The organism is Armatimonadota bacterium, from assembly GCA_016223145.1.
Classification (GTDB): domain Bacteria; phylum Armatimonadota; class Fimbriimonadia; order Fimbriimonadales; family Fimbriimonadaceae; genus Nitrosymbiomonas.
In genome coordinates, this window is record JACRPN010000001.1 from 60,796 (window position 1) to 86,560 (window position 25,765).

Below are 25,765 nucleotides of genomic sequence, written 5' to 3' on the forward strand. Positions count from 1 at the left end.
AGGGGCCAGAGCTAGTTACGCGAGATCGACTCGCGGTCGCTGATCATCCGAAGCTTGACGCCGTCGGGATTCCAGGCGTCGGCGCCCTTGGGAATCTGCCCGGCCTTCTTCTTGGCGACGTGGTCGGTCCACAGGCAGATCAGCAACAGCGCGGCAAACAGCTTGGCCACCGCCCAGGCGACGGGGAGCGAGGTCCATTCACTGAAGTCGTTCATGGGCTATGGCTATTGTAACCCTGATTTTGGGGCCACTTAGGCCTACGAACCGACGGACCTAAGAACTTCGGCCCCCCTCACCCGGTCCCGTAAGGCGCGGGATCCTCGATTCGCTTTGCTCCCCGACGGAACCGGGGCAGGCACCGACCCCTCCCACAAGGGGCGAGGTTGTCTGTCTCCCTCCCCAACCCCTCCCTCATTTTCCGCCAGAGCGAAAAACAAGGGAGGGGCCCAGACTTCTACCTCAGACCTCCACAACAGTTGGAAGCACCAGGGGGCGAAGGTTGGCCTTCTTGAAGATGAGGCGCCGGGTCAGGTCCGCCACCTGGTGCCTAAGCACGTCGGCGTCGCCGACATCCTCCGGGCCAAGCCTCCGCAGCGCTTCTGCGAGAGCCACCGTCACTTCCTCAAGAAGCCCCTCGGGACCGTGGAACCCTTTCGTCTGCAGCATCGGCTCACCGACGATATCTCCCACTTCGGGGTCCACCACGATCGTCACCGCCACCAGACCGTCCTTGCTGAGGTTCGTGCGGTCGCGAAGCACGTCGTCGCTGATTCCTGGTGTCCCGCTCCGGTCCACGAGCACGCGCCCGCAGGGAACCTGGTCGCCCAAGACCGCTTCGGTTTCGTCGATGGTCAGCGGACGGCCGTCCTCCATCATGAAGAGCCGATGCTCGGGATACCCCATCTCCTTCGCCATCTCGAGATAGAGGTGCTGGTGGCGGGCCTCGCCGTGAACGGGCGCCAGATAGAACGGCCGCACCAGGTTGATCATCATCTTCAGCTCTTCCTGATAAGCGTGGCCGCTCACATGGACCGGTGAATCGCTTTCGTAGATGACCTTTGCACCAAGCCGAAAGAGTCGGTTGATCGTACGCCAAACGGACGCCTCGTTCCCAGGAATCGGCCGCGCCGAGTAGATGACGGTGTCGCCTTCATGAATCTGCAAGCGCCCATATTCGCCTTTGGACATCTGCACGAGTGCCGACATCGGCTCGCCCTGGGTGCCGGTGGTGAGCACAACGAGCTTCTCGGGAGGATAGGCCTCTTTGTCTTCCAGCTTGATCCGCACGCCTTTGGGAATGCTCAGATACCCCAGGTTCGAGCAAAGATCGACGTTGCGCTCCATGCGCCGCCCGACCACCATCACCTTCCGCCCTGTTTCGGCGGCCACGTCGTAGACCTGCTGCATCCGGTGGATGTTCGAGGCGAATGTGGTGAGCAGCACCCTTCCCGGCGCCTCCATGAAGACCTTTCGAAGCCCCTCAGCCACCCTCCGCTCGCTGGGTCCCCAACCGGGACGCTCGACGTTCGTCGAGTCGCTGAGCAGCACGACGACACCCTCCTTGCCAAGCTCGCCGAACCGTGCGATGTTCGAGAGCTTGCCGTCCACGGGGCTGAAATCCAGCTTGAAGTCGCCGGTCAACAGCACAATCCCGTGCGAGGTGCGAATGGCAAAAGAAGCGCACTCGGGAATGGAGTGGGTTACGCGGATGGCCTCGACGCTGAGCGCCCCGGCCTTCACCGGCTCGCCAAACTTCATTTCCTTCAGGCTGTAGGACTTCTTGGGAAGCTCCTCCTCCAGCTTGGCGTTGGCGAGCGCCAACGTGAGCTCCGTCCCGTAGACTGGCGCCTTCAGGTTCGGCAACAGATAAGAGAGTGCGCCGATGTGGTCCTCGTGGCCGTGAGTTAGGAAGATTCCCCGCACCTTGTCCTGGTTCTCGATCAGATAGGTGAAATCCGGGATGACGATATCGACGCCCGGCATCTCCTCGGTCGGGAAGGAGAGGCCCACGTCCACCACGATGATGTCATCGCCCTCGCGGATCGCCGTACAGTTCTTGCCGATTTCCCCAACGCCGCCGAGGGGAATGATCTCTACCTTTGCCACGGGCCGCAGGGTACCTGGAGCCTGCCGGTTTGGACTCGCGCCGCTGGCCCGCTTTACATGCCGGCGTTATATCGCACCAAGTCGGCCAGACCCTTATCCAGCGCCACCAGCGCCGAAAAGCCGAGCATCTGGCGAGCCAAACTCGGGTCGCAATAGGAACGGCGGATGTCGCCTTGTCGGGCAGGTTCGTGACGAAGCGTGGCGATGCGGCCTGCCGCACGAAAGGCGATCTGCGCGAGTTGTAGGAGGTTGGTCGCCATGCCCGTGCCGACATTGACCGCGTCGCCTTTCGCCGTCTTGGCCTTCATTGCCGCCAGGTTGGCGCGCACGACGTCGGAGACGTGGACGAAGTCGCGGGTCTGCTTGCCGTCGCCGTAGATGACCAGGGGCTGGCCGGCCATCGCCCGTTCGGCAAAAATGCTGATGACCCCGGAATAGGGGCTGCTCGGGTCTTGGCGCGGGCCATAGACGTTGAAATACCGCAGGGAAATGCCCTGTGCCCCGTTGCCGCTAGCCGCGGAAAGCAGATGCTCGCCATAGAGCTTCTGCGCGCCGTAGTTCGAGATCGGGTTCAGCTTGGCGTCCTCGCGGATCGGCATGGTCATCACGTCGCCATACACCGCCGCCGAAGAGCTGAAGATGAACCTCGCGCCGGCCTTCTTGGACGCCTCCAGTGCGACCAAAGTGCCTAGCGAGTTGACGTTATGGGTCGCAATGGGTTCGACGATGGACTTCTGCACGCTCACCACCGCCGCCAAATGAAACACGGCCTCACAGCCTTGGGCCATTGAATCGACGATCGACTCGTTGGTCACCGACCCCCGCTCGAACACGAACTTGCCCTGAACTGCGCTCAAGTTCTCGAGCTTGCCTGCTGAAAGATCGTCGAGAACCCGAACCTGGTGGCCCTCCGCAACGAGTGCCTCTGTAAGGTGGCTGCCGATGAAACCGGCTCCGCCAGTAACTAAAACTTGCGCCATTGCTCCATACCTGGCCTCACCTCGCCGGGCGACGCCAACGTGGCGCCAGTCTCCAACAAGCCTTTGCTTCGAAGCGACACTCGGAATGGCCGGGGTGTCCTAAGCCGGATCAAACGTGCTGCCCTCTATGCCTCGAATCGTACTTGAGGCCTGATATAACCGCTGATTTACGAAGCATGATAACGATACCTCACCCTTTGACCAATCCTGGCCATTCCGCTGTTCCACACGCTCCAATCAACCCACTATTCTCCCAAAAAACGGTAAATATCGAAGGCTAGGCGAACACGTCCCCATTGCAGATGGAATGCAGATAGCGCCCGTAGTCGTTCTTGCGCATGCTTTCGGCGATGGCCGAAAGCCGGCCCGCGTCGATCCACCCGTTTCGGAAGGCGATCTCCTCCGGACATGCCACCAACAGGCCCTGTCGCTGCTCGATGGCCTCGATGAAGGTCGAAGCCTGAAGCATCGATGCGTGAGTCCCCGTATCGAGCCACGCGTAGCCGCGGCCCATCACCTCGACCCGGAGCTTGCCGTCCTTGAGGTACAGGCGGTTCAGGTCCGTTATCTCGAGTTCTCCCCGGGCCGACGGCTTCAGCGATCTGGCCCGCTCACACGCCGTCGAATCATAGAAGTACAGACCCGTTATAGCAAGTTTTGACCGTGGTTCCTTGGGCTTTTCCTCCAGGCTCAACGCGACACCCTCTCTCATCTCGACCACGCCATAGTCGCCGGGGTTCTCGACCGGGTAAGCGAACACGCAAGCGCCGCTCTCCTGGCCTTTCGCCCTTTGAAGCAGCTCGGAAAGGCCGTGGCCGTAGAAGATGTTGTCTCCCAAGATCAGGGCGGCCCCCTGGCCCGACATGAACGGCTCAGCGAGAATCATTGCTTGGGCGAGCCCGTCGGGGCTGGGCTGGACGGTGTACTCGATTTCCATTCCCCAAGCCGAGCCATCGCCGAGGAGCTTTTCAAAGGCCGGCTGGTCGGCAGGCGTGGTGATCACCAGGACCTTTCGGATCCCCGCGAGCATCAAGGTGCTCAGCGGGTAGTAGATCATGGGTTTGTTATAGATTGGGACCAGTTGTTTGCTCACAGCCAGCGTTGCAGGCCAGAGCCTGCTGCCGGTACCGCCCGCCAGGATGATTCCGCGATCGATCACAAGTCCTCCCCGAGGCTGGGCCCATAGAACCGCCGGATGAAGTCCTGACACTCTTCGCGCGCCGTAAGCGGCCGCCACCAGTCCTGCCGCTCTTTGTACCAACGCACGGTTTCGCGCAGGCTCTGCTCAAACGGCTTTTTGGGCGACCACCCGAGGCCCTGGAGCTTCTTGGCGCTCATCGAATAGCGCTGGTCGTGGGCCCCCTTGCGCGGGTCGGGAATCTTCTTCACGAGGCTCTCGTCGCGACCGGTCTCTTCGAGCAGAACCCTCACGATCTCCAGGTTGGTCCGCTCGTTCACATCGCCGATATTGTAAACCTCTCCAGCTTGTCCCTTGAGCAAAGCGGTCAGAACGCCCGCCGCATGGTCCTCGGCATGGATCCACTCGCGAACCTGGTCGCCTTCCCCATACAGCGGCACCTTCTTGCCGTCGATCAGGCGCACGGCGAAGAACGAAATGAGCTTTTCAGGGAATTGGAATGGCCCGTAGGTGTTGCCGCCGCGGGTCACGACAGCAGGGGTGCCGAAAGCCTTGACGTGCGCCCGCACCTGAAGGTCGCCCCCGGCCTTGCTGGCGCTGTAAGGGGTGTTCGGCTGGATGGGGCTCTGCTCGGTGAACTCGCCCTCAAGAATCGATCCATACACCTCGTCTGTGCTCACGTGGACCAGCTTTTCGACGCCGTGCTTTTTGACCGCCTCAAGCAAAGTGTAAACGCCGAGAACGTCAGTTTGTATAAAACTTCCAGCTTCGAGGATAGACCGATCGTTGTGGCTCTCTGCGGCGAAATTGACGATATGGGTGATGCCGCGGTTCCCAAAGACCTGATCGATGAGCGCTGCGTCCTGGATCTTCCCCTCGACGAAAGAGATGCTGCCCCGAAAGTCGTCGATGGTGGAGAGGTTTCCCGCATAGGTCAGGGCGTCGAGCACTATGATCTCTGCGCTTGGGAGCTCACGCAGGGCCAAGCGCACGAAATGAGAACCGATGAACCCGGCCGCGCCGGTGACGAGCAATTTCATGGCAGCTTGAACTTGGAATCCGGGTCTCCCTCGTGCCGGATTTCGTCCACAGGCTCCTTCTTTCCCCAGCCTGCATAGAGGCGGTCGGGGAAGTTCAGCACGAAAGCGTCTGCCTCGCCTACATTCTTGTAGGCATGGACGACGCCTGGAGGAACGAGCACGAGCACAGGATTGTCCTTTCCAACACTCAATCGGATGAAAGCGTCGCCTTTTCCAGGGCGATTTTCCCAAAGATAGAGCTCGTAGGCCCCGTCGATGAAGGCGAAGCCGTCGGTTTGGTCCACGTGCTCATGGGGACCTCGCGCGATTCCAGGGTGTGTGACGCTGAGATAGCTCATGGCCGGACGAAAGCCTTCCGGAAGCTCATCGTCGCGAAAGAGCTCCGTCAGCACGCCGCGAGCATCCCTGTATTGCCCTAACGGCTTGACGATCACGCCCGGCATCGGCTTTTGGACATCCATGTCTGAACGCAAAGTGTACCTAGGGCACCAACCTCAGCTTCAGAGTTGAATGGACCTTGTCCCCCTTCTTCAGCAACCTTCCCTTTCCGTAGTTCAGCTCCCACTCCCAGAGCCCAGCGCCGGTGCCGCCGTAGAAATCGTTGACATGGACGGAGATGCGGTCGGTCTCCACCATCGCGCGCAGGTGTTGCGAGCCGTCCGAAAGGATCTCGGCACCACCCATATCGAACGACCAGACCTTCGCCCACCGGATGTGCCTCTTCGTGCTTCGAAAATCCACTAGACCATACGCGTTGTGGGCAGACATACCTCCAGCGCCGACCTCCGGGTCTCTGCCTTCTCTCTTGTCCATGGGGTAGATCGACTGCGACAACGAACTGGCGTCGCCAGTTGCCCTCCCAATGTGGTTAGAGGGGTAAATGTCCCACTCTGCGTCTCGCTTCCACCGGATCATCGTGTCCTGAAGCCGCACGGAGAATCGCTGCCCTATCTCGCGAAACCAACGATCCTCTCCTTGGTAGGTGAACTCAGACTGGCAAGTGATCTCTCCTTCTGGGGTGATCAGGTAGTCGTAGGACCCCTCGAAAGCATCGTAGCTGCCAGCGACGTGAACTTTGACGTTGCGTTCGTTCTTGGTCACTGCGATTCCCTTGAACTTCCAGGTCTCCTGTGCCGGCATCGGCTTTAGGGGAGCGCCAGTCGGAAGCAAATGCAGCAAGGGGAGTTCGGTCAAGAACGGAGAGCCGTTGAGCGTGCAGCGGCGTAGCAGTCCGACATCCCGGCTGAACGCGATCTCAAACCGTTCGCCGGAAAGGGTCACGGTGTTGCCGCCAAGATCACCGGACTCGAAGATCGACAAAGGGCCTGAGAGGATCGGTTTGGCGGTAGGTTCTTCGCTGCTCTTTGGTCCCCAAGCGACGGCGTTGGGTACCGAGTAATCGGTCCACTTTGAGCGGGATACCTGCGGTGTGATCGACCACTTGTCTGAATCTTGGAGGTCGCCCGAGCGAGGGAACACGATGAGCCCTTCGGACCTAGGTGGAATCGCCCCAACGCCAATCCGGAATCCCTGGGATAGCTTGTTGGACTGTAGGTGATACACGGCGCCCTGGATGGTCAGAAAGTCGTTATCATTCCTGATCCGAAGCGCCAGGTTCTGCTCCGTCCCCTCAAACGCAACGCGCTCCACTCCCAGGATCTTCGTCGGTTCGTAGAGCATTCGGATGTGCCAGGTCTCTGGCTTGGGGCTTCTCCAACCGTCGACGACACCCCAAGGCGCATCGCCAACGATCCCTCGATCCTTGAAGCTGTAGAGGGGCTCCACAAAGTGCGACCTTGTCGCCTCACGGCCGTATTCCAGGCCTCGATTGGGCACGCAGAAAAGGTCGTCGGACCAGGCCCAGATGAAGCTTCCCTGGGTGACCTTGCTCTTCTCGAACGCCGCCATGACCTCTTTGTAGGGCTCGACGTAGTAGTCCCGAATCCCCGGGTCCACCCACATTTCGGCCACGTCGTTCCAGATGCCCTGGAAGATGCACAAGCTCTCATCGAAGATCAGGGGGGCCTTCATCTTGCCCTCGGCATCCTGGATTCGGCTGAGAGCGAGCGGGTTGTGCAAGGTGTAGATGTCGAGTTTGGCAGTGCTGCGGCCCACCTCGTCGCCGGGCTGGGCGCTGGTGGCGGCGGATGCCGGACGTGAGGGGTCGGCCTTCTTGGCCCATTCGAGCGCGCGCCAAAACCCCCATCCATAGCCACTCTCATTGGCCATCGACCACCACGCAACGCTCGCGTGGTTGCGGTCGCGGGCGATCAGCTCGGCCGTGTGCTGGAGAATGAGGGGGGCGTTGCGAAGGTCGTCGGAGGCATCGGCCCAGCAGAACGGCGCTTCATCTTCGACGTACAGCCCCAGTTCGTCGGCGATCTCGGGCAGGCTGGGATGCGGCGGATAGTGGCTGGTGCGGACGGCGTTCAGATTCGCCTCCTTCATCATCTCAAGATCGCGGCGCGTGTCGGCCTCGCTGACGGCCCGGCCCTTCAAAGGGTGCTGGTCGTGGTGGCAAGTGCCGCGAAACTTGACCGGAGTGCCGTTGATGAGGATCTCGGTGCCCTTGACCTCGGTTTGGCGGAAGCCTACGCGTTGGGTTACGGTCTGGAGGACTTTGCCCTTGTCGTCTTTGAGGGTGAGCTTGAGGTTGTAGAGGTTGGGGGTCTCTGCGGTCCAGAGCTTCGGGTTCCGGACGGCTGCACGAAGGTTTTTGCGCTGGCAGCTGAGTGCATCAATTGATAGCCCCGGAGTGAAGACCATGCCCCTGTCTCCCAATCCTGGGGTCAATGCAAGCTGCTCACCCTTCATGTCTGTGAGCTCATGCTCCAACAAACATGTGACTTCTCTTGAAGATTCGTTCGCTATGTCGACATTGACGAACGCCCTCTTCTCACCCCAATCCTCAACCCTCCACTCAAAATCCCGAATATGCACCTCAGGCACCTGGAACAGCTTCACGCTTCTCCAAATTCCCGCCAGATGGAAGTAGGCGTAGATGGACATCTTGTCCAGGTGGTCGCTGGCGACCGTGTGCTCCTGAACGTCCAGCGCCAGCACGTTTTCACCGGGCTTGAGAGCGTCGGTTAAGTCAGCTTCAAAGGGCGTCGCACCGCCAATATGCCTTGCAACGAGGACCCCATTGCAGTACACCTCGCAGCCGGAGTACACGCCCTCGAAGCGGATTTTGGTGCGCATTTTCACCTCCCCCCTTGCTTCCGATTTCTGACTTGTCGGGAAGGGAGAGGTCGGTGAGCCTTGCGAACCGGGAGAGGGGGAGTTGGGAGCCTGAAACCTGACCCGGTAGCCCCCGTGTCCCGACCTGACCACAAACCCTTCCATCTCCCAATGTGCCGGCACCTGGATGTCTTTCCACTTGGAGTCGTCGAATCCTGGTTTCTCAAAGCCCTTGGGTGGGTCGCCCATGAACTTCCAGGTTCCATCGAGCAGGGTCACCTTGGGCTTGTAGCCAAGTTCGGTCAGGCCGTATTGGAAGTTGGCGGCGTCGATTTCGGCCGTAGCCGACTGCGCCGGCACGGAACCGGCGGCTACGGGCGCAAACCCTTTGGACGCCGGCACGGAACCGGCGGCTACCGAGCCCCCGGACGCAGGCTGAAGATCTGCGGCTACGGGCGCAAACCCTTTGGACGCCGGCACGGAACCGGCGGCTACGGAGCTTCCGGACGCAGGCTGAAGACCGGCGGCTACGGGCGCAAACCCTTTGGACGCCGGCACGGAACCGGCGGCTACGGAGCTTCCGGACGCAGGCTGAAGATCTGCGGCTACAGGTGTGAAATTGAATTTCACCTTGCCCTTCATTCCAACCGGCATGGGAACGGAGAACATCCCATTGGAGTCCGTTTGGACAGTCTTGCGCACCTCCACCCTACCGACCATCCGCACCTCCACACTCCCCAAGTGCGGCTCCGCTCCCCACCCGTCCGTCACGATCCCGACGATGTTCCCCTGCAAGTCGCTGGCGGCGTGAATCTCGGGCTTTCCGGCGGCATAGGGTTCGGAATACACCTCGACTTCGCGGAACGTGGGGCCGTTGGTGATGTTGCCGAGGCGCACCTTGGGCGTCATCACCGGCTCAAACCGGCAGATCACGATCCCTCGAAGGCGTTGGCCCTTCTCGCCAAAATGCTGCAGCGTCCGCCAGTCGCCCTTGGCGTCATCCCAAACCTGAACGTCCAGTTCCTCGGTGTAGGTGCCGTACTGGTGCACCACCACTTCAGCCACCTTGACCGCCGTGGGCCAATCGAGCTGATACCAGGCGCCCACGTTGTGCCCGGGGATCCCGGACCAGCGGGTGTTCGGATTGCCGTCGTTGGCCCGCTCCGGGCGATAATCGCCATAGAACTCGAACGCCGAGGCCTTGGCAGAAAGAGCGAGATTCTTTGGCGCGGCGTTCTGGCTCACGCCGATCGCCCCCGCAAGGACGAGAGGAAGGAGGAATTGGAGCATGGCTCAACACCCGTCATGTGATGGGCACCTCCCACTTAGTTAGCGCAAAGGGGCGCAAAGTCCTTTCGCCAATGACGACTCAGATGGATTGGAGGCGCTGGGCTAAACCCGAACGCGCTCGCGGACGGGAGTCGACACGAGGCTCTCATTCGGCCTTTCCAGCTCTTGGCGGCCCCGCTCAACAACGCCCATCGCCTTGCCGACCACGCCTTCGAGCTGCAAGAGCACGTCGTGTGCGTAGCTCTCCGCGCCGCGCCGAATGGTGTTGCCATCGCGCTCGGCGCTGTTGCGAATCTCTTCGGCCTGGGCTTTCGCCAGCTTGAGGACCTCGCTTTCTGAAACCAGCCGCTCTTGCTGCAGCTTGCCTTGCTCGATCAGTCGCTCAGCTTCACGCTTTGCTTCGGCCAAGAAGCGCTCGCCCTCGCGCCGGGCCGCTTCAACGGTGGCGCTCGCGTCAGTCTTGGCGCTGTCCACGATGCGCTCGGATTCACGCACTTTGGCGCTGGCTTCTTTGAGTTCGTTGGGGAGGGACGCGCGGATCTTGGCGATCTGAATCGAGAGTTCATCCCTGTTCAAGCCGTACGCCAGCTTGCCGAAGTAGCGAGGCTCGTCCACGATCTGATCGTGAAGCTCCTGCAACATCCGGAGGATATCGTTGTTTTGCGCCATGATCGGGTCCACCATTCGTGCTCTATTGTGAATGGTACGCGAGGTGTTTTACGATGGTGCCCGGCTTTTCAGTTATCCACAGGGCCCCATAGGCGCCTAATTCCTGCCTGCCAGCGCCTCGCCGACGATCCGCGCCACTGGTGGCGGCACCAGCTCCGAATAGTCGCCACCCAGAAGCGCCACTTCGCGCACGATGCTGCTGGACAAGTAGGAGTGCTCCCATTTGGTCATCAAAAAAACCGTCTCCAACTCGCTTTCCAAACGGCGGTTGACCATCGCCATCTGAAATTCATATTCGAAGTCCGCAGTGGCACGAAGCCCGCGAATGAGGGCATGCGCGCCGCGCTGTTTGGCGTAATGCACCAGCAGTCCCTGAAAGGACTCCACGCTCACGTTCTCAAGGCCCTCGGTGCAGCGCCTGAGCGCTTCCATCCTCTGCTCGGTCGTGAGCAAGGGGTCCTTGGAAGTGTTCACGCCGACGGCGACCACCACCTCATCGAAAAGCCTTGCTGCGCGCTCGATCACGTCCAGATGCCCCAGGGTGGCAGGGTCGAACGAACCGGGATAGACCGCCAATCGCCTCATCCCGACGAGGATACCGGGATGGGGAGATGATGGGATGATGAGGTAAGGAGATGAAGAGATGAGGGGATCTGCCTTTTCCGCGTAAGACTGCGTCAGAAGCTAGGGAAGACTCGCTCTCACCAAGCCCATCGAGGCAGCTTCACGGATCAGCGAGAATCACACCCATCATCTCCTCATCCCCTCATCCCCTCATCTCTTCATCGCTTCACCCCCCCTCCCCTCCGGTATCCTCTGGGGCGATGTCGTTTGACCAAATTCCTATCGGCGAGAAGGCGCCGCACGTGTTCAACACCGTGATTGAGATTCCGAAAGGGAGCACCAACAAGTATGAGTTCGACCCGGAGCTGAACGCTTTTCGGCTGGACCGGGTGCTCTATTCGCCGCTCTACGACCCCTTCGATTACGGGTTCATCCCGCAGACCAAGTACCTCGACGGGGACCCGATCGACGTGCTCGTCATGATCTCGCACCCCACTTTTCCCGGCTGCGTGGTCGAGGCCAAGGCGATCGGCGTGCTGGAGATGCGCGATGAGAAGGGTCCGGACGAGAAGCTGCTGTGCGTTTCCACCAAAGACCCACGGTTCTCCCAGCGCAAGTCCTTGAACGACATCCAGGTTCACACGAAGAGCGAGATCATCCACTTCTTCGAGGTCTACAAGGTGCTGGAGGAGAAAACGGTGGAAGTGGTCGGCTGGCACGACGCGCCGGTAGCCGTGGAACTGATCAACAAGTTCCGAACGGACCGGGAGCGGAGATCGCCACACTAGTCGCTTGACCCCCGGCCTTTCTCGAAGACTTCGCGGCTGATGCCTCCCCCCCTTCAGGGTGGAGGCTTTGAGCATGGAATTGAGGGGTCCCAAACCCTGACTCTGGACTGGACTGTTGAGAAGGAAATCGCGGGGGTTGTGGCACCCCCTTCGGGGTGCGTAGACTAGAGTGACGGCCAACCCCGGGCGCGCGGGGCGCGCCCGGGGTCTTTTCTTTCTGACCCCTTGCGGGGGGGAAACCCACAGTCGCCTGTGGGGTCGAAGCTCACTTAGCCGTTGAGGGTTGGAGGCATCAGCGCTCCGCAACGCAAACTATCGCCTGCTCTTGCCAGGCTTCTTCCCAAATCGCTTGAACTTGCCCCTCTTTGGCGCAGGTCCGGCTTCGCGTTTCTTCACGATCAAGCCGGCTGCGAACTCCGCAGTCAGCGTCGTAGCGTCGGTGCCCTTGGGAAGCGTGGCGTTCGTCTCGCCGTCGGTCACATAGGGCCCAAATCGCCCCGCCATCAGCTTGATCGGCGCCGTAAACCCAGACACACCCTCAAACACCTTGAGCGGCTCCTTGGATTGGCCGTTCCGCGAGGCCTGGATCTTGCTCACCGAAAGGAGTTCCATTGCCATAGGGACCGACATCGCGATGCCCTCCCGCCAATCGGCGACGTTGCGAATCTCCTTGCCCGACTGGATGTACGGGCCATACTTGCCCAGGCGGAACACGATCTCCTCGCCCGTATCCGGGTTCGTGCCCAGCGCCTTCGGCAGTCTGCAAAGCTCATCCAGATCCTCCTGGGAGAGGTCCTTGGGATCGACCCCTTGCGGAAGCGCCACCCACGTCGGCTTGACCTTGGCGGCAATCTCCTCTGCCGTCCGTTCCACCTCAAGATAGAAACCGTTTCGGTTGCGAAGGAGGAGGTTTCTGCCCGAGTCTGGGTGCGTGCCAACGCTCTCAAGCTGCTCCGCCCCCGCATTCAGGAGCTCCAACGCTTTCTCGAGGGTCAGATCGGCGGGGTCCAGATCGTCCGGTATATTGGCAAACTTGCGGTCCTCGGCCTCGCCAAGCTGCAAGTACGGTTTGCCGCGTTGGTTGACCTTCACCACGATCGGCCGCCCCGACTCGGGGTCCGCGCCCATCGGGATCGCGGGATAGGGGATCGTCGCCTTGCGCTCTTGTACCGCGGGCCGCAAACCGGGAAAACCGTTCGCGCCGAGGAAGAACCGCTTTAGATAAGCCTTCGAGTCCTCTTTGCCGTTGGCGATCTGATCGAGCTCGTCGTCCATGTTGGCGGTGAACTTCAGGTCCATGAACTCGGCGAAGTTCGATTCAAGAACGTCCATCGTAAGGAATGCCAGCCAGGTTGCGATGAGCTCGCGCTTTTCCCGGCGGACGTAGCCCCTATCCTCGATCACGCTCAAGATCGAGGCATAGGTGCTCGGTCGGCCGATGCCCAGTTCTTCGAGTGCTTTGATGAGCGAGGCGTCGGTGTAGCGTGGGGGCGGCTTGGTGGCTTTGGAGAGGACTTCCAGGCTGGCGAGGTCTAGGGCCTGGCCCACCCGCATTTCAGGGAGCACTTTCTCCTTGCCCTCAAGTTCGGCTTCGGCGTCATCGTGATCTGCCACGTAGGCGAGCAGATAACCCGGGAAGGTGATGGTCTTGCCGCTCGCCGTGAAAACCACGTCCTTGGCGTCGATACGCACCCCCACGTCCACGCTGGAGCGCAACACTTGCGCGGGCTTCATCTGGCTGGCGAGGGCGCGCTTATAGATCAGGTCGTAGAGCTTGAAATGCGCCTCGCTCAGCTTCAACAGGTCGCGCCGGATGCTTTCTGGCGAGCGCTCGAAGTCGGTGGGACGGATGGCCTCGTGCGCCTCTTGCGCGTTGGCGACCTTGGAAGCGTACGTGTTGGGTTTGGCGGGCACGTGCTCCTTGCCGAACCGCTCTTCGATCACCGCGCGCGCCTGGCGTATCGAGGAATCGGCGAGGTGCAGCGAGTCGGTGCGCATGTAAGTGATGAGGCCGACCAGGCTGCCCCCGATCTCCACGCCCTCATAGAGGTCCTGGGCGATGCGCATGGTGCGCTCCGCCGAGAAGCTGAATTTCGAGTTGGCGTCCTGCTGGAGGGTGGTCGTGCGGAACGGCGCGGGAGGCCGCTCTTGTCCGGGGTTCGACTGCAGATCGAGCACGGTCCAGGGCTTGGCGCTCTTGCCGGCCTCCGCCATCGAGCGGGCTTCGGCGTCTTGGAGCCAGTGGTGTTTTTCAGAAGCCGGCAAGCCGGTCTTCGGGTCGAAATCTCCGGATCCCGCGACTTTTCGGCCTTCGATCGTCTTCAGCGTGGCGGCAAACTCACCCTTTGGAGCCTTGAGCCCAGCTTTCAGATCGCAATAGGCGGACGTTCTGAAGTCGCGGCGTTGCTTGGCTCGCTCGACCACGAGCTTGACCGCCGGACTCTGAACGCGCCCAGCGCTGAGGTCCTTGGCGACCTTAGACCAAAGAACCGGCGAAAGCGTGTAGCCATACAGCCGGTCGAGCACGCGCCGGGCTTCCTGAGCCTCGACGAGTTGGCTGTCGATGGTGCGGGGATTGCGTAAAGCTTCTAAGATCGCTGACTTGGTGATTTCATGAAACGCGATTCTTTTGACGGAAACGCCCTTGGCAGGTTTCAAAACCTCGAGGAGGTGCCAGGAAATGCTCTCCCCCTCACGGTCTTCGTCCGTTGCGAGCACGAGCTCGTCGGCGCCCTTCATGGCCTTCTTGAGGTTTTCAACGGTGTGCTTCTTCTCCGGCGAGACCTCGTAAAACGGAAGAAAGCCGTTGTCCACGTCCACGGCATAGTCAGCCCACCACTTCTTCTTGTGCTCTTCAGGCATTCCCTTGCGGTTAGCCGGTAAGTCGCGGATATGTCCAATGCTCGCCTCCACTTGATAGTCGGATCCAAGGAATTGGCGAATGGTTTTCGCCTTGGCGGGGGATTCGACGATTACCAGTTTCTTTGCCATGGACTCCTTTTGGAAACGGGACGAGCAATTCGGCGGTTTGGTTCCCAGGCTTTGGGCACGGCGAAGAGCGTCTGCCATCCTACCGGTGGGGCTAACCGCCTGTCAACCATGGGCCTTTTTCGGCTGACGATAATGGCTTCGGCGCAAAACGCGTCAGACTAAAGGCATCGTGACAACTCCATCGCCCCAACAGGTCCGTCGAGGAACGCTTTTCCTGCTGCTGCTCGTCAGTGCGATCGCGCGCGGAGACGAATCCTACTTGGGGATTTTCATTCAGGGCTCCAAGGTGGGCTACGTAAAAAGCACGACGATCAACGTCAAGTTTGAGGGCAAGCCTGCGGTCCGGTCGGAGTCGAACACGCGGATTGATCTCGCTCTGCTCGGCCAGGGGCTCACGATCAATCAGGACACGATCAGTTGGAGCAGCCTGAACGGGGCGCCGCTCAAAGTGCAGGCCAAGATGGCCAGCGCGGGCCGCGAGCAGAAGATCGACGCCACGTTTCGCGGCTCCGAGATCTCTGTGACGATCGACAACACAGGCACAAAGTCCAAAAAGACCCTTTCAATCCCCAAAGACGGCCGCTATGTGGACGACCCGGTCGTGGCGCTTCTGGACGGCAAGGCAAAGCCAGGCGTCCAGAAGGTGTTCTACTCTTTTGACCCCTCGACGGCAAGCCTGGAACGGAGCGTCGTGCGGCTCGCCGGGCCCGCCAAGGTCACCGTCAAGGGCATCACCTTCAAGTCCACTTTGATCGAGGTCACCACCCGGCAGCTTCTGTCCAAGGTATTCGTCAGCTCCAAAGGAGACCTGATCAAGGCGGAGATGCCGATGGGCATGGAGATGGTCCCCTTGTCCAAGGCCGAGGCGCTCCGCAAGTCGGTGGGTGAAGGCATCATGGACCTGGCGGTGCTCTCACGCCTGGAACTCAAGAAGCCGCTGCCCGAGGTGTCCAGTCTCAGCTCGATCACCCTGCAAGTTTCAGGCGCCAACCTCGAAAAGCTCCCCTCCGACGGCCATCAGACGGTTTCAAGAGCGGGGAACAGTTGGAGAGTCGTCACCCACGCGGTCAGTCCGGATCCCGCGGGAACGATCGCGGCCGCTCGCGCGGCCCAGCCAAAGTGGGTGGCGCCGGGCTATAACGTTCCGAGCGGAAGCGACACGTTCGTGAGGCTATCTGAAGACTTGGTGCAGGGTAGCGAAAAGGTGGCCGAAGCCGCCGAGAAGATACGAAAGTACGTGACCCAAAGCATGACCCCGAATGCGGGAATTGGGCTCCTCCGTGATGCCTCTGAGGTGCTTCAGACCAAGGAGGGCGTCTGCCGGGACTATGCGATCCTAACGGCTACGCTCCTGCGGGCGGCTGGTATTCCTACTAAATTGGTGAGTGGGCTGGTGTACCAGGATGGCGCCTTCTACTACCACGCGTGGACCGAGGCGTTTGACGGGGCTAACTGGTTCGGCGTGGACTCCACAAGGCCGGACGGCAAGGTGGGCGCCGGACACATCAAGCTTGCCGATGGCACCGTCGAATCGGCCTTCTCGTTCACTTTTCTGGACCGAGCAAAGGTAGAAGTGTTGGAAACTAAGAAGAAGTAAATGGTGCAATCGGCATGAGCAAGAGGCAGAAGTTCTTTGTTCTTCTGTGTGCGCTGGCGGGGGCGATCGTCTTCGGACGGTTCGCATCGCCCATGCTCGAATGGCTCTATAAGACGATCATGGTGTGGGTGCCCAGCGCCAAAGAGGCGGACTACCGGCACCTTCAGAACCCTGCAAACATCAGCGCGATCTCGCTGATCGGGCTCTCGGTGGGCGCGGCGATTGCGCGCGTGATCGTTGTGCTTTTCGCCCGGCTGGGGCACGTGTGGGACGATATCGACACGGGGGATAGGCTGACCCTGTTCCTGGGCATCTTCGCGGGCCTCATCGCCTCGATGCCGTTCTTGTTCCTGCTCAACTCGCTCAGCCTGGTGATGTATATCCCTCTGGCGGTGGTTGGGCTGACCATGGGCTTTTCGGGGCTCGCCGTGTTCGCGCTGAAGTCGATGGACGAGATCCTGCCATGGTCGAAGGGCAGAGCCAAGAGCCGCCGCAAGTCGGTCAAGATCTTGGACACGAACGTGCTCATCGACGGGCGCATTTACGACCTGGCGCGCACCGGATTCTTGGAGGCGCAGCTTTACGTTCCGGGTTTCGTGCTGGAGGAGCTACAGTATATCGCCGACAGCCACGACGCGCTGCGCCGTCAGCGCGGCAAGCGCGGGCTCGACATCCTAAGGCACCTTCAGGCCGATTTTTCGATGGAGATCAGGGTGCATGACAAGCTCGCGCCCGACCTTGGCGATGGTGTGGACGCCAGGCTGGTTCGGCTGGCGCGCGCGATGGCCGCCGACATCGTCACCAACGACTTCAACCTGAACAGGGTGGCGAGCCTTCAGCAGGTCCGCGTGCTCAACATCAACGACCTTGCGCTTGCCCTCAAGCCCAATGTTCTGCCTCAAGAGACTCTGACGCTGCCGCTCGTGCGCGAAGGCAACCAGTCCGGTCAAGCCGTCGGCTTTCTGGAAGACGGGACCATGGTCGTGGTCGAAAGCGGCCGCGACCACATCGGCGAGACGATGACCGTCACCGTCACCCAGGTTATTCAAACCGAACGCGGCAAGATGATCTTCGCCGAGGTCGGGGGCGCTGAAGGGAACCAGGTCGAGGGATACCGCCGTCGCAACGGCACGCGTAAGTACTGAGCCCTTTGCGCCACAATCCCGGCATGAAGGTCGTCGCCGTCATCCTCATTGCGGGCAAAGGTGAACGCTTTGGCGGCGACAAGACGGCGATGTCGCTGGGCGGGAAACCGGTCTGGCGGTGGTCGTACGAGACGTTCCTCAAGCATCACGAGGTGGACGGCGTGGGCATCGTCGGGGCGATGGAAGCTTGTGCAGACCTCTGTGAGCTGGCGCCGGAAGCGGTTTTCGTCGTGCCCGGAGGGCCCACGCGCAAGGAGTCCTCGCGCCGCGCGCTGGAGGCGCTCCCGCCGGATGCCGACCTTGTGCTCATTCATGATGGTGCTCGCCCTTTTGTAAGCGCAGAAGTCATTTCGGACGTGATCGAAGCAGCGGCCAGGGTTGGCGCTGCCGCTCCGGGTGTTGTGCCCACAGACACGATCAAGCGAATCGGCGAGGGCCAGATCGAGACCTTGGATCGGGGGCAACTCCGGGCGGTGCAGACGCCTCAGGGCCTCAAGGCGGCGGTGTTCCGGGCGGGCCACGAACTTCTCGAGGACGCGACCGACGACCTGGCGCTTGCCGAAGCTGCCGGCATCACCCCAGAAATCGTGCAAGGCGACAGGAACAACTTCAAGATCACCGTTCCCGCCGACCTAGAGCGGGCAAAAGCCCTCATTGGATCAGGCGAAGCGCGCACGGGGATTGGTTACGACATCCACCGCTTCAGCGAGGACAAGAGTCGAACGCTGATGCTGGGCGGAATCGCCTTTCCGGGGCATCCGGCCCTGGATGGACACTCCGATGCCGACGTGCTGCTGCACGCGATCGTGGATGCCTTGCTGGGCGCAGCCGCGCTCGGCGACATCGGCCAGCACTTTCCCAATACCGACCCCCGGTGGAGCGGAGAACCTTCGATGACCTTTTTGCGTCACGCTGCGAACCTCTTGACAGAAGAGCGTTGGGAGGTGCGCAATGTGGACGCGACCCTTATTGCCGAGACGCCGAAGCTGCTCCCGGCGATACCGTCCATGCGCGGAGCGATCGCCGGCGGACTTGGGATCGAGCCTGAACGGGTGAGCCTCAAGGCGACCACCAATGAACGTCTCGGCGCGGTGGGCCGAAGCGAAGGCATCGCCGCGATGGCGGTGTCGATGATCGTCCGGCGTTAGGCCCGCTCACCCCCCGCAAAACGTCAGCGCCCCACTGCAACCCAGCCGCCCCCGCGGGTATGGAAAGACCACAGCCGATGTCGCACAAGCGTCTCGCCGGTATGGAGAGATCACAGCCGGATGTAGCACAGGCGTCTCGCCTGTGTTTCCTCGCCGCGAGCATTGTCCGAGCCGCCTCCCCCTCACCCCCCGCAAAACGTCAGCGCCACGACTTCTCTCGCCCCAGCGGCCTTTAGCGCCCGCGCGCATTCGAGCGCCGTCTGCCCAGAAGTCAGCACGTCGTCCACAAGCACCACATGCTGCTCCCGCACCGCCGGGTCCGCATGAAAGGCCCCCTTCAGGTTCTGCAGCCGCTCCTCGTGGCTCAGACTGGTTTGCGGCATCGTCGGCCGCGTGCGAACCAGCAAGCCCGGACGAACTCCCTCGACGGGCAAATAGCGTGCAATCGCTTCGGACTGGTTGAAGCCCCGAAACCTCCGGCGCGAGGCGTGGATGGGAACGGGCACAAACAGGTCGTAGTGGAGCAGCCCCACCTTCTCCGCGTAATCCGCCAGGCGCCGCGCCATCGGCTCGATCAAGCTGGTGCACCGCGCGTACTTCAGCCTTTGCACCGCTTGTGCGGCCCGCCCTTTATACCGATAGAGCCTCGCCATCCCGTCCAGTGGTTCGGTTTCGGTACGAGGCGCGATGTCCGCATCGAACAGCTCGAAATCACCTTCACACACGCTGCAGATCGCCGGGCCACCCAACACGCCGCAGAGTCCGCACTTGGGCGGATAAAGGGCATCCAGGCCCGCTTCGCCGAGCCTTGAAAGGGCGTTCTGAAACTTAGTGATGCGCCATTATGCGCCGGTCCCAGGCGTTCGGCGCGTGCAGGGTGTACATTAGGGTCGTGCATGGGCATTGGTCATGGGTGTTTGGCAAGCCGGAGCAGGGCCTGGAGAGCTTTTATGCCTGGATGGACCAGGAACAGCACCGGGTTGCCGACCAAAAGGGAGCCTGGCTCGGAGCCATCCTTGGCAGTACTTGGGGCATGACCGGCGGGGCCATCGGCGGGTTGGTCGGGGGGCTACAGGTCCCTGCCGCTTATATTCCCCTCATCATTGCGCCGGCCACAATCGTCACCATCTTCACCCTGCGCTGGTACTTCTTGGCGCGTTCTGAGGAGGAGAAATCCACGGCCCGGCTGCGCGGTGAGGCGCGCGGGGTGATCCAGCGGCTCTGGATGGCGCGGATCACTCAGAAGCTCCACGAGGTGCTGGGCGAAGAGGCGGTCTATCTGCTGAATGAGGGTGCCAAGCAGTGGTTCCGGTGCAAGACGGCGCTGGATTCCTCGGTGATCAAGGCGACAAGTGCCGATTCGCCTTGGCGCCAGGCGCGGGATTCAGGCTTAAGGTCCATGGATGCGGCAATGGCGCGGCTGGTGCTGCTGTGCGGCAATGGCGCTGTGCCCTCGCGAGAGACCGGTCCGGCGCCGCACCTCTTGGAAGACATGCGCCAGATGGCGGACGAGGCTTCGAAGATGGCCGAGAAGCTGGCCAAGCGCACCGGCATCTCCTCGGGCGACGCTTCGAGCGACCTGCGGCGGGTAATCGGCGAACTGAAAATGCTCTCAGCCGCCGATGACGAATACGACCGGATCAGGGAGGAGTTGTAGGTGGCGAACCGACTTACCCGCCCACTGCGATCGCCGGTTCGGGCCACATCGAGAGCCCTTCGGCGTCTGTGACGATACTCCGGCCCGTTTTGATGTAGTGCTCGAACTCTTCGCGGAACACGCGGATCGCGCCCTGCACCGGCCAAGCCGCCGCATCGCCGAGACCGCAGAACGACCGCCCGTCGATCTGGCTGCAGACCTGAAGCAGGAGCTCGATATCGCCCTCTTGGCCGTGCCCGCTGCGGATGCGGTCCAGGATCTGCTCCAGCCACTTTGTGCCCTCGCGGCACGGAGTGCATTTGCCGCAGCTTTCCCGCGCATAGAAAAGGGAAGTCCGCCAGATGTAGTTCACGATGCAGGTCTTGTCGTTCAGGAACATGCATCCGCCCGAACCGACCATCGACTTGACCTCGGCCATTTCCTCGTACCCGATGACCGCGCGGCTGCACATCTCCGCGTCGATGATCGGCACCGAACTGCCACCTGGCACGCAGGCCTTGAGTTCGCCGCCTTTCATGCCTCCGGCTAGCTCCAGGAGTTCCATCAAGGTTGTCCCAAACTCGATCTCGTAGTTGCCGGGCTTGTTGACGTGCCCTGAAACCGAGAAGACCTTGGTGCCACGCGAGTTCTTGGTGGTTGCGCCGAGCGTCGCATACCACGCGCCGCCTCGATTGATGATGTGCGGAGCGCAGGAGATCGTCTCGACGTTGTTGATGAGCGTGGGGCAGTCCCACAGCCCCGCGACCGTCGGCAGCGGCGCGTGGGGGAACTTGAGCCTGGGCATGCCGCGTTCGCCCATGAGGCTCGACATCATCGCCGATTCCTCGCCGCACTCGTAGCTGCCCGCACCCATATGCAGGTGCAGCTCATAGTTCACACCCGAGCCGAAGATGTTCTTACCAAGATAGCCGGCTTCGTAGGCCTCGTCGATCGCTTTGCGCAGCGCGCGAGCGGCGTCCACGAACTCGCCGCGGATGTAGATGAAGCCCATGTCGGCCTGGGTCGCGTAGCCCGCCAGCATCATGCCCTCGACCAGTTGGTGCGGGCACTGCTCCATGAGCTGCTTGTCTTTAAAGGTGCCGGGCTCGCCCTCGTCGGCGTTGCAGAGCACGTAGTGGGGCTTGGTCTTCTCCTTGGGAAGGCCGTTCCACTTGATCCAGGCGGGGAATCCGGCGCCGCCACGGCCTCTGAGCCCAGAAGCTTTTACCTCGTCGATGACGGCCTGGCGGTCCATTTTCAAGGCTTTGCGGATCGCCTTGTAGCCGCCGACCTTCTCGTACCCCTTGAGCGTGCAGGTGGCGGGATCGCCCGCGTGTTCGAGAAGGAGCTTCATCTCAGCCATGGCTGCGTGGCAGTTTACCGAAGGGGCGGGAAACGGGGCGTGTGTCATCCCGAGCGCAGCGAGGGATCTGATCGGAAGGGGCCCGTCGATGGTAGGGTGACCTCCCAACTCGGAGTAGGTCCAAACAGATCCCTCGCTGCGCTCGGGATGACACCTCCCCCAAACCCCAAAAGGTAGAATCGCTCCGTGAGCGAGCACCTTCACGTAGGTTCGGCCGAGTCGCGGCCACGGATTCCCAAGCGCGAGGAGGTGGAACTCCGCTTCTCCGACAAGGCTGTCAAAGAGCTGGAAGCGCTGAAGAGCCATTATCCCGACCTCAAGAGCCTGATCCTGCCTGGCCTGTGGATTGCCCAGCGCGAATGGGGCTGGTGCTGCGAGGGCGCCATCGCCGAAGTCGCCTACCGGCTGAGCCGCGCCTACGCCGAAGTCGAAGGCGTTGCGACGTTCTACACGATGTATGACAAGCACAAACCTGGCCGCCACAAGCTTGAGGTGTGTACTTGTCTTACCTGCGCCACTTGTGGCGCGTATAAGCTGGGGGACTACCTCAAGAAGAAGCTCGGGGTCGAGTACGGCGAAACGACAGCCGACGGCGAGTTCACGCTGGAAGAGGTCGAGTGCTTGGACGCCTGCGACCGTGCGCCGCTGATGCAGGTGGGTGACGAGTACTTCGGCCCGCTCGACGAAGCCAAGGTCGACGCGCTGCTAGAGGACCTGAGAAGGTCCAAAGAACCCACCACCCGCAAGCTGGCCGACGCCATTGTGACCTGCCACCTGAAGGCGACCGAACGGGCCTAATCACCCTTTCCATACCGGCCCGCCTCTTTCGCGTAGGCCACGGCCTTGCAGAGGGTGTCCGGATTCACACCCGCGTAAGTTTCGCCCCCGATCGCCAGCGCGTAGCCGCCCCCGGGCATCCCGACCGAGAGCGCGTGGTCGATCGCCGGCTTCGCCGAGGCGAAGTCGCCATATAGGTCCTTGCAGTTCAGGCCGCCGCTGAAGAACACTTTGCCCCCGAGGTCGCGCTTGGCGTTCTCGATCTGTGAGAATCCGCCCATGTCCATGCTGGTCAGTTTCATCACGTCGGCATAGGTGGCAAAGTGGTGGTCGTTCGGCCCGTCGGCATGAAGGTAGCGGTCCTTGCTGCCATACCGCCCATAAAGCGCCATGTTGTAGGGCATGACGTGCTGGCGATAGAGGGCGTCGGAAATGAACGCCGAATGGTCGTCGCAGAGCCCCAGGCCCGTCGAGCGCACCCCATAGCGCCGATCGTGGTAGTCCTTGAGCTTGATGAACATGAGGAACATCTTTTCGAAGACCTGGTGCACCAGCATCGGGTCGTCGTGGAGCGCCAGCATGATCTCCTCGACGTCGAGGAACCCGCACGCAGCAGACAACGGTGGGTGGATCCCCACGCCCCCTCCTGTTGGGAGCCCGAGTCCGAGCTTGTCAGCCTTCTCCTTAAGACGGTCCACCTGACGGTAGACCTCCTGCACCCTCGGGTTATCTTCCGGTTCGATGACTCTGAGCTTCGCTTCGGCCTCTTCGAGGCTCATCGTGCGCAGGATCCAGGGCGAGGTGTCGTCTGGGTAGTCCACCGGCAAGTCGAAGGCGATGGCCTCACCGATCGGCCCAAAATCGATGCCCAGGCTCGCCCCGGTGCGGTCATCCTGAAGCTCCTCGAAGCACCAGTAAAGGCCGTGAAGCTGCACCTCGATTTGGAGGTCCAGCGAGCCGTAGGCGTCCTTGAAGAAGTCGCGGACGTTGATGCCGAGCTGCTTGCAGAAGAAGCTTCCTCCCATCGCCAGCAGGATGGGCACCCGGTCTGGCTCTTCAAAACGCCTGGCTGCGGCCAGTCGGAGCTTGGAAGCCTCGATGGCTTCGGCGTAGCGTGAAAGGTCGAACTTATGGGTGATGGCACTCATCGCCTAAAGGTTCCCTCATCGCAATGACAGACTCCATCCCGATCATCGGGACGGAGGCATTTTGACAGTGGTCTGAGCTGGCCTCCCTGGCCGGTAAGGAATACTGAGTGTGCTGCCACGAGGTGGAATTCCGATGTTGATGGTCTTGGTCTCGGCGTCTTTGGGTCTCGCCCGACTTTTGGCGGGCCCGAGCCAGACGCCTGTCGAATACTACGTCTCGCCACAGGGCGACGATAGCTGGAGCGGCAAGCTGAACTCGCCGAACGCTGCCAAGACCGATGGGCCGTTCCGAACCGTTGAGCGCGCCAGGCGGACGATCGCGGAGATCGACATCCGAACGCGCGGTAAGGAGATCGTGGTCTGGCTGCGCGAAGGCGAGCACCGGCTGACTGACACGCTAAGGTTCGTCGGGCCAGGGTGGGGAAGCGCCACGGCGCCGGTGCGCTTCGAGGCCTATCGGAGCGAAAAGCCCACGATCAACGGCAGCTTACCGGTGGCCGTTTGGAAGCCTGTGAGCGATCCCGCAACGCTCAAGAGGATCTCGCCGCTCGCCAAGGGCCAGGTATTCGTCGCCGATCTGAAAGCCCAAGGGATCACCGACTTTGGATCGCTCAAACGCCGGGGGTTCGGCGTGCCCGTGCGCCCCGCCCCGCTGGAACTCACCTTCAAAGGCCAGCCCATGGAGCTTGCCCGATGGCCGAACAAGGGGCAGTGGACCCATATCGCCGATGTGCCTGCGGGCCCTCAGGGCGGCAAGTTTAGCTTTGAGGGCGTGCGACCCGCTCGATGGGAAGCCTCGGATGACATTTGGGTCCACGGCTACTGGACGTGGGATTGGGCCGACAGCCAGGAACACGTCATCAGCTTGGACGCGCTGACAAGGGAGGTCAGAACCGAAGAACCGCACGGGGTGTACGGCTACAAGAAGGGCGCTCGCTACTTCTTCCTCAACGTCTTCGAAGAACTGGATTCGCCCGGTGAGTACTTCGTGGACCGAGAGAACGGCCTCCTCTACTTCTGGCCGCCTGCGCCGCTCGCTGAGGGTTCCTGTGAGGTGTCCATGCTGGAGAAGCCGCTTGTCGACGTAAAGGGCGCTTCGCATGTGGCGTTCCGGGGCATCACGTTTGAAGGTGGCAGGGCAGGGGGCATAACGGTCCAGGGAGGAACAGGCATTATCGTCGAAGGCTGTACTTTCCGAGATTTCGGCAACAGTGCCGTGTCGGTTTCCGGTACCAGCTGCCGGGTGTCTTCCTGCGATATCTACGACGTCGGCGAGTGCGGCATTGAGCTGAGCGGCGGCGATCGGAAGACGCTTCAGCCAGGAAATAACGTCGTCGAAAACAACCACATCTTCCGATGCCAGCGGACCTGCTACACCTACTATCCGGGCATCCGCTTGGACGGCGTGGGCAACACCATATCGCACAACCTCATCGAGGACCTGCCGCATAGCGCGATCCTGGGCGGCGGAAACGACCACCTGATCGAAGGCAATGAGATCGCCCGGGTCTGTATGGAGACCCACGACGCAGGGGCTTACTACATGGGGCGTGACTGGACGCACCGAGGCAACCGCGTGATCGGCAACTACTTCCACGACCTCGGCAGGGGCGACGTGAACGCGGTCTATCTCGACGACTGGCTGTCGGGAACGCTTGTGCAAGGCAATGTCTTTTATAGGGCAGGGAGGGGGGTGATGATCGGCGGAGGGCGCGACAACACGGTTCGCGAAAACCTCTTCATCGACTGCTCGCCTGCGATCCACGTGGACGCGCGGGGCAAGGGTTGGGCCTCCTCTTACTTCGATGGAAAGGACAACACGCTCTTCGACCGATTGCGGGCGATGAACGGCACGCAGGGGCTCTATGCCGAGCGCTACCCGCCCCTCAAAACGATCCTGCAGGACGATCCCGCCTGGCCCAAAGGAAACGCTATCGAGAACAACATCCGGTTCGGGGGACGCTGGCTGGACCTCCTCGACAACGTCAAGGAGAAGGACCTGGTTCTCTCCGGCAATGCCTCCGATGGCGATCCGGGGTTCGTGAATCCGGCGAAAGGGGACTACCGAATCCGGGCAAACTCACCGTTCGCGTCCCTGATGGCGTCCGTTGTCCAGCGCGAAAAGCCTGGTCTAAAGCTCGATCGCTACCGGAAGATGCTGCCCGAGCGAAAGGGCCCGTTGTTTGGTCTGGCGAAGTAGATTTG

20 protein-coding genes are annotated in these 25,765 nt (G+C 61.4%); 7 read left to right on the top strand and 13 right to left on the bottom strand.

Annotated features, from left to right (window positions below):
- Window positions 1-11: 11 nt before the first annotated feature.
- The 9 genes from HZC36_00260 to coaD all read right to left on the bottom strand — a co-directional run bounded on the left by HZC36_00260 (window position 12) and on the right by coaD (window position 10,988).
- Window positions 12-215 carry a hypothetical protein gene (locus HZC36_00260; protein ID MBI5705404.1) on the bottom strand — a complete coding sequence of 68 codons (204 nt, stop codon included), beginning with the start codon at window positions 213-215 and terminating at the stop codon, window positions 12-14.
- Window positions 216-459: 244 nt separating this feature from the next.
- Window positions 460-2,106, bottom strand: a complete 1,647-nt coding sequence (locus HZC36_00265; GenBank protein ID MBI5705405.1) for a ribonuclease J — start codon at window positions 2,104-2,106, stop codon at window positions 460-462.
- A 53-nt stretch (window positions 2,107-2,159) separates the two neighbouring features.
- Window positions 2,160-3,086, bottom strand: a complete 927-nt coding sequence (locus HZC36_00270) for an NAD-dependent epimerase/dehydratase family protein (GenBank protein MBI5705406.1) — start codon at window positions 3,084-3,086, stop codon at window positions 2,160-2,162.
- A gap of 277 nt (window positions 3,087-3,363) precedes the next feature.
- Window positions 3,364-4,245: a glucose-1-phosphate thymidylyltransferase RfbA gene (gene rfbA, locus HZC36_00275; GenBank protein MBI5705407.1), complete on the bottom strand. Its 882-nt coding sequence runs from the start codon at window positions 4,243-4,245 to the stop codon at window positions 3,364-3,366.
- A complete protein-coding gene (rfbB, locus tag HZC36_00280; GenBank protein ID MBI5705408.1) occupies window positions 4,242-5,264 on the bottom strand; it encodes a dTDP-glucose 4,6-dehydratase in 1,023 nt (340 codons plus the stop codon). Before rfbB ends, rfbA begins: the two co-directional genes overlap by 4 nt.
- Complete coding sequence (locus HZC36_00285; protein ID MBI5705409.1) at window positions 5,261-5,725, bottom strand: dTDP-4-dehydrorhamnose 3,5-epimerase; 465 nt, start codon at window positions 5,723-5,725, stop codon at window positions 5,261-5,263. The genes rfbB and HZC36_00285 overlap by 4 nt, the downstream gene beginning before the upstream one ends.
- A 19-nt stretch (window positions 5,726-5,744) precedes the next feature.
- Window positions 5,745-9,734 (bottom strand): discoidin domain-containing protein, encoded by a 3,990-nt coding sequence (locus HZC36_00290; GenBank protein ID MBI5705410.1) that lies wholly within the window; start codon window positions 9,732-9,734, stop codon window positions 5,745-5,747.
- 102 nt (window positions 9,735-9,836) lie between these two features.
- Entirely contained in the window at window positions 9,837-10,418 is a 582-nt protein-coding gene (locus HZC36_00295; GenBank protein ID MBI5705411.1) for a hypothetical protein, read from the bottom strand.
- 81 nt (window positions 10,419-10,499) lie between these two features.
- Window positions 10,500-10,988 (bottom strand): pantetheine-phosphate adenylyltransferase, encoded by a 489-nt coding sequence (coaD, locus tag HZC36_00300; protein ID MBI5705412.1) that lies wholly within the window; start codon window positions 10,986-10,988, stop codon window positions 10,500-10,502.
- A gap of 239 nt (window positions 10,989-11,227) precedes the next feature.
- On the opposite strand from coaD, the gene HZC36_00305 reads away from it, so the two are divergent.
- Window positions 11,228-11,755, top strand: coding sequence for an inorganic diphosphatase (locus tag HZC36_00305; GenBank protein MBI5705413.1), 528 nt, complete (start codon window positions 11,228-11,230; stop codon window positions 11,753-11,755).
- A gap of 312 nt (window positions 11,756-12,067) precedes the next feature.
- On the opposite strand, the gene topA is transcribed toward HZC36_00305, so the two are convergent.
- Complete coding sequence (topA, locus tag HZC36_00310; protein ID MBI5705414.1) at window positions 12,068-14,746, bottom strand: type I DNA topoisomerase; 2,679 nt, start codon at window positions 14,744-14,746, stop codon at window positions 12,068-12,070.
- 169 nt (window positions 14,747-14,915) lie between these two features.
- Here topA and HZC36_00315 point away from each other — a divergent pair, with 169 nt between their 5' ends.
- From HZC36_00315 to HZC36_00325, 3 genes are read left to right on the top strand one after another with little or no spacing between them, the layout of a single operon-like run.
- The gene (locus HZC36_00315) at window positions 14,916-16,343 is read left to right on the top strand and encodes a transglutaminase domain-containing protein (GenBank protein ID MBI5705415.1); all 1,428 of its coding nucleotides are present in this window, start codon (window positions 14,916-14,918) and stop codon (window positions 16,341-16,343) included.
- A gap of 14 nt (window positions 16,344-16,357) precedes the next feature.
- Entirely contained in the window at window positions 16,358-17,488 is a 1,131-nt protein-coding gene (locus tag HZC36_00320) for a hypothetical protein (GenBank protein MBI5705416.1), read from the top strand.
- A 23-nt stretch (window positions 17,489-17,511) separates the two neighbouring features.
- A complete protein-coding gene (locus HZC36_00325) occupies window positions 17,512-18,636 on the top strand; it encodes a 2-C-methyl-D-erythritol 2,4-cyclodiphosphate synthase (GenBank protein MBI5705417.1) in 1,125 nt (374 codons plus the stop codon).
- Between the two features lie 182 nt (window positions 18,637-18,818).
- Here HZC36_00325 and HZC36_00330 read toward each other — a convergent pair whose 3' ends face one another.
- Complete coding sequence (locus tag HZC36_00330) at window positions 18,819-19,388, bottom strand: ComF family protein (GenBank protein ID MBI5705418.1); 570 nt, start codon at window positions 19,386-19,388, stop codon at window positions 18,819-18,821.
- A gap of 140 nt (window positions 19,389-19,528) precedes the next feature.
- Between HZC36_00330 and HZC36_00335 the strand changes: the two genes are divergently transcribed.
- Window positions 19,529-20,293, top strand: a complete 765-nt coding sequence (locus HZC36_00335; GenBank protein ID MBI5705419.1) for a hypothetical protein — start codon at window positions 19,529-19,531, stop codon at window positions 20,291-20,293.
- 13 nt (window positions 20,294-20,306) lie between these two features.
- Here HZC36_00335 and nuoF read toward each other — a convergent pair whose 3' ends face one another.
- Window positions 20,307-21,635, bottom strand: coding sequence for an NADH-quinone oxidoreductase subunit NuoF (nuoF, locus tag HZC36_00340; protein ID MBI5705420.1), 1,329 nt, complete (start codon window positions 21,633-21,635; stop codon window positions 20,307-20,309).
- 186 nt (window positions 21,636-21,821) lie between these two features.
- Between nuoF and HZC36_00345 the strand changes: the two genes are divergently transcribed.
- Complete coding sequence (locus HZC36_00345) at window positions 21,822-22,433, top strand: NAD(P)H-dependent oxidoreductase subunit E (protein ID MBI5705421.1); 612 nt, start codon at window positions 21,822-21,824, stop codon at window positions 22,431-22,433.
- Here the strand turns inward: HZC36_00345 and HZC36_00350 are convergent.
- Window positions 22,430-23,560: a hypothetical protein gene (locus HZC36_00350; GenBank protein MBI5705422.1), complete on the bottom strand. Its 1,131-nt coding sequence runs from the start codon at window positions 23,558-23,560 to the stop codon at window positions 22,430-22,432. The two genes, HZC36_00345 and HZC36_00350, sit on opposite strands and share 4 nt — an antisense overlap.
- Before the next feature lie 133 nt (window positions 23,561-23,693).
- Here HZC36_00350 and HZC36_00355 point away from each other — a divergent pair, with 133 nt between their 5' ends.
- Window positions 23,694-25,760, top strand: coding sequence for a right-handed parallel beta-helix repeat-containing protein (locus HZC36_00355; protein MBI5705423.1), 2,067 nt, complete (start codon window positions 23,694-23,696; stop codon window positions 25,758-25,760).
- Window positions 25,761-25,765: the final 5 nt, after the last annotated feature.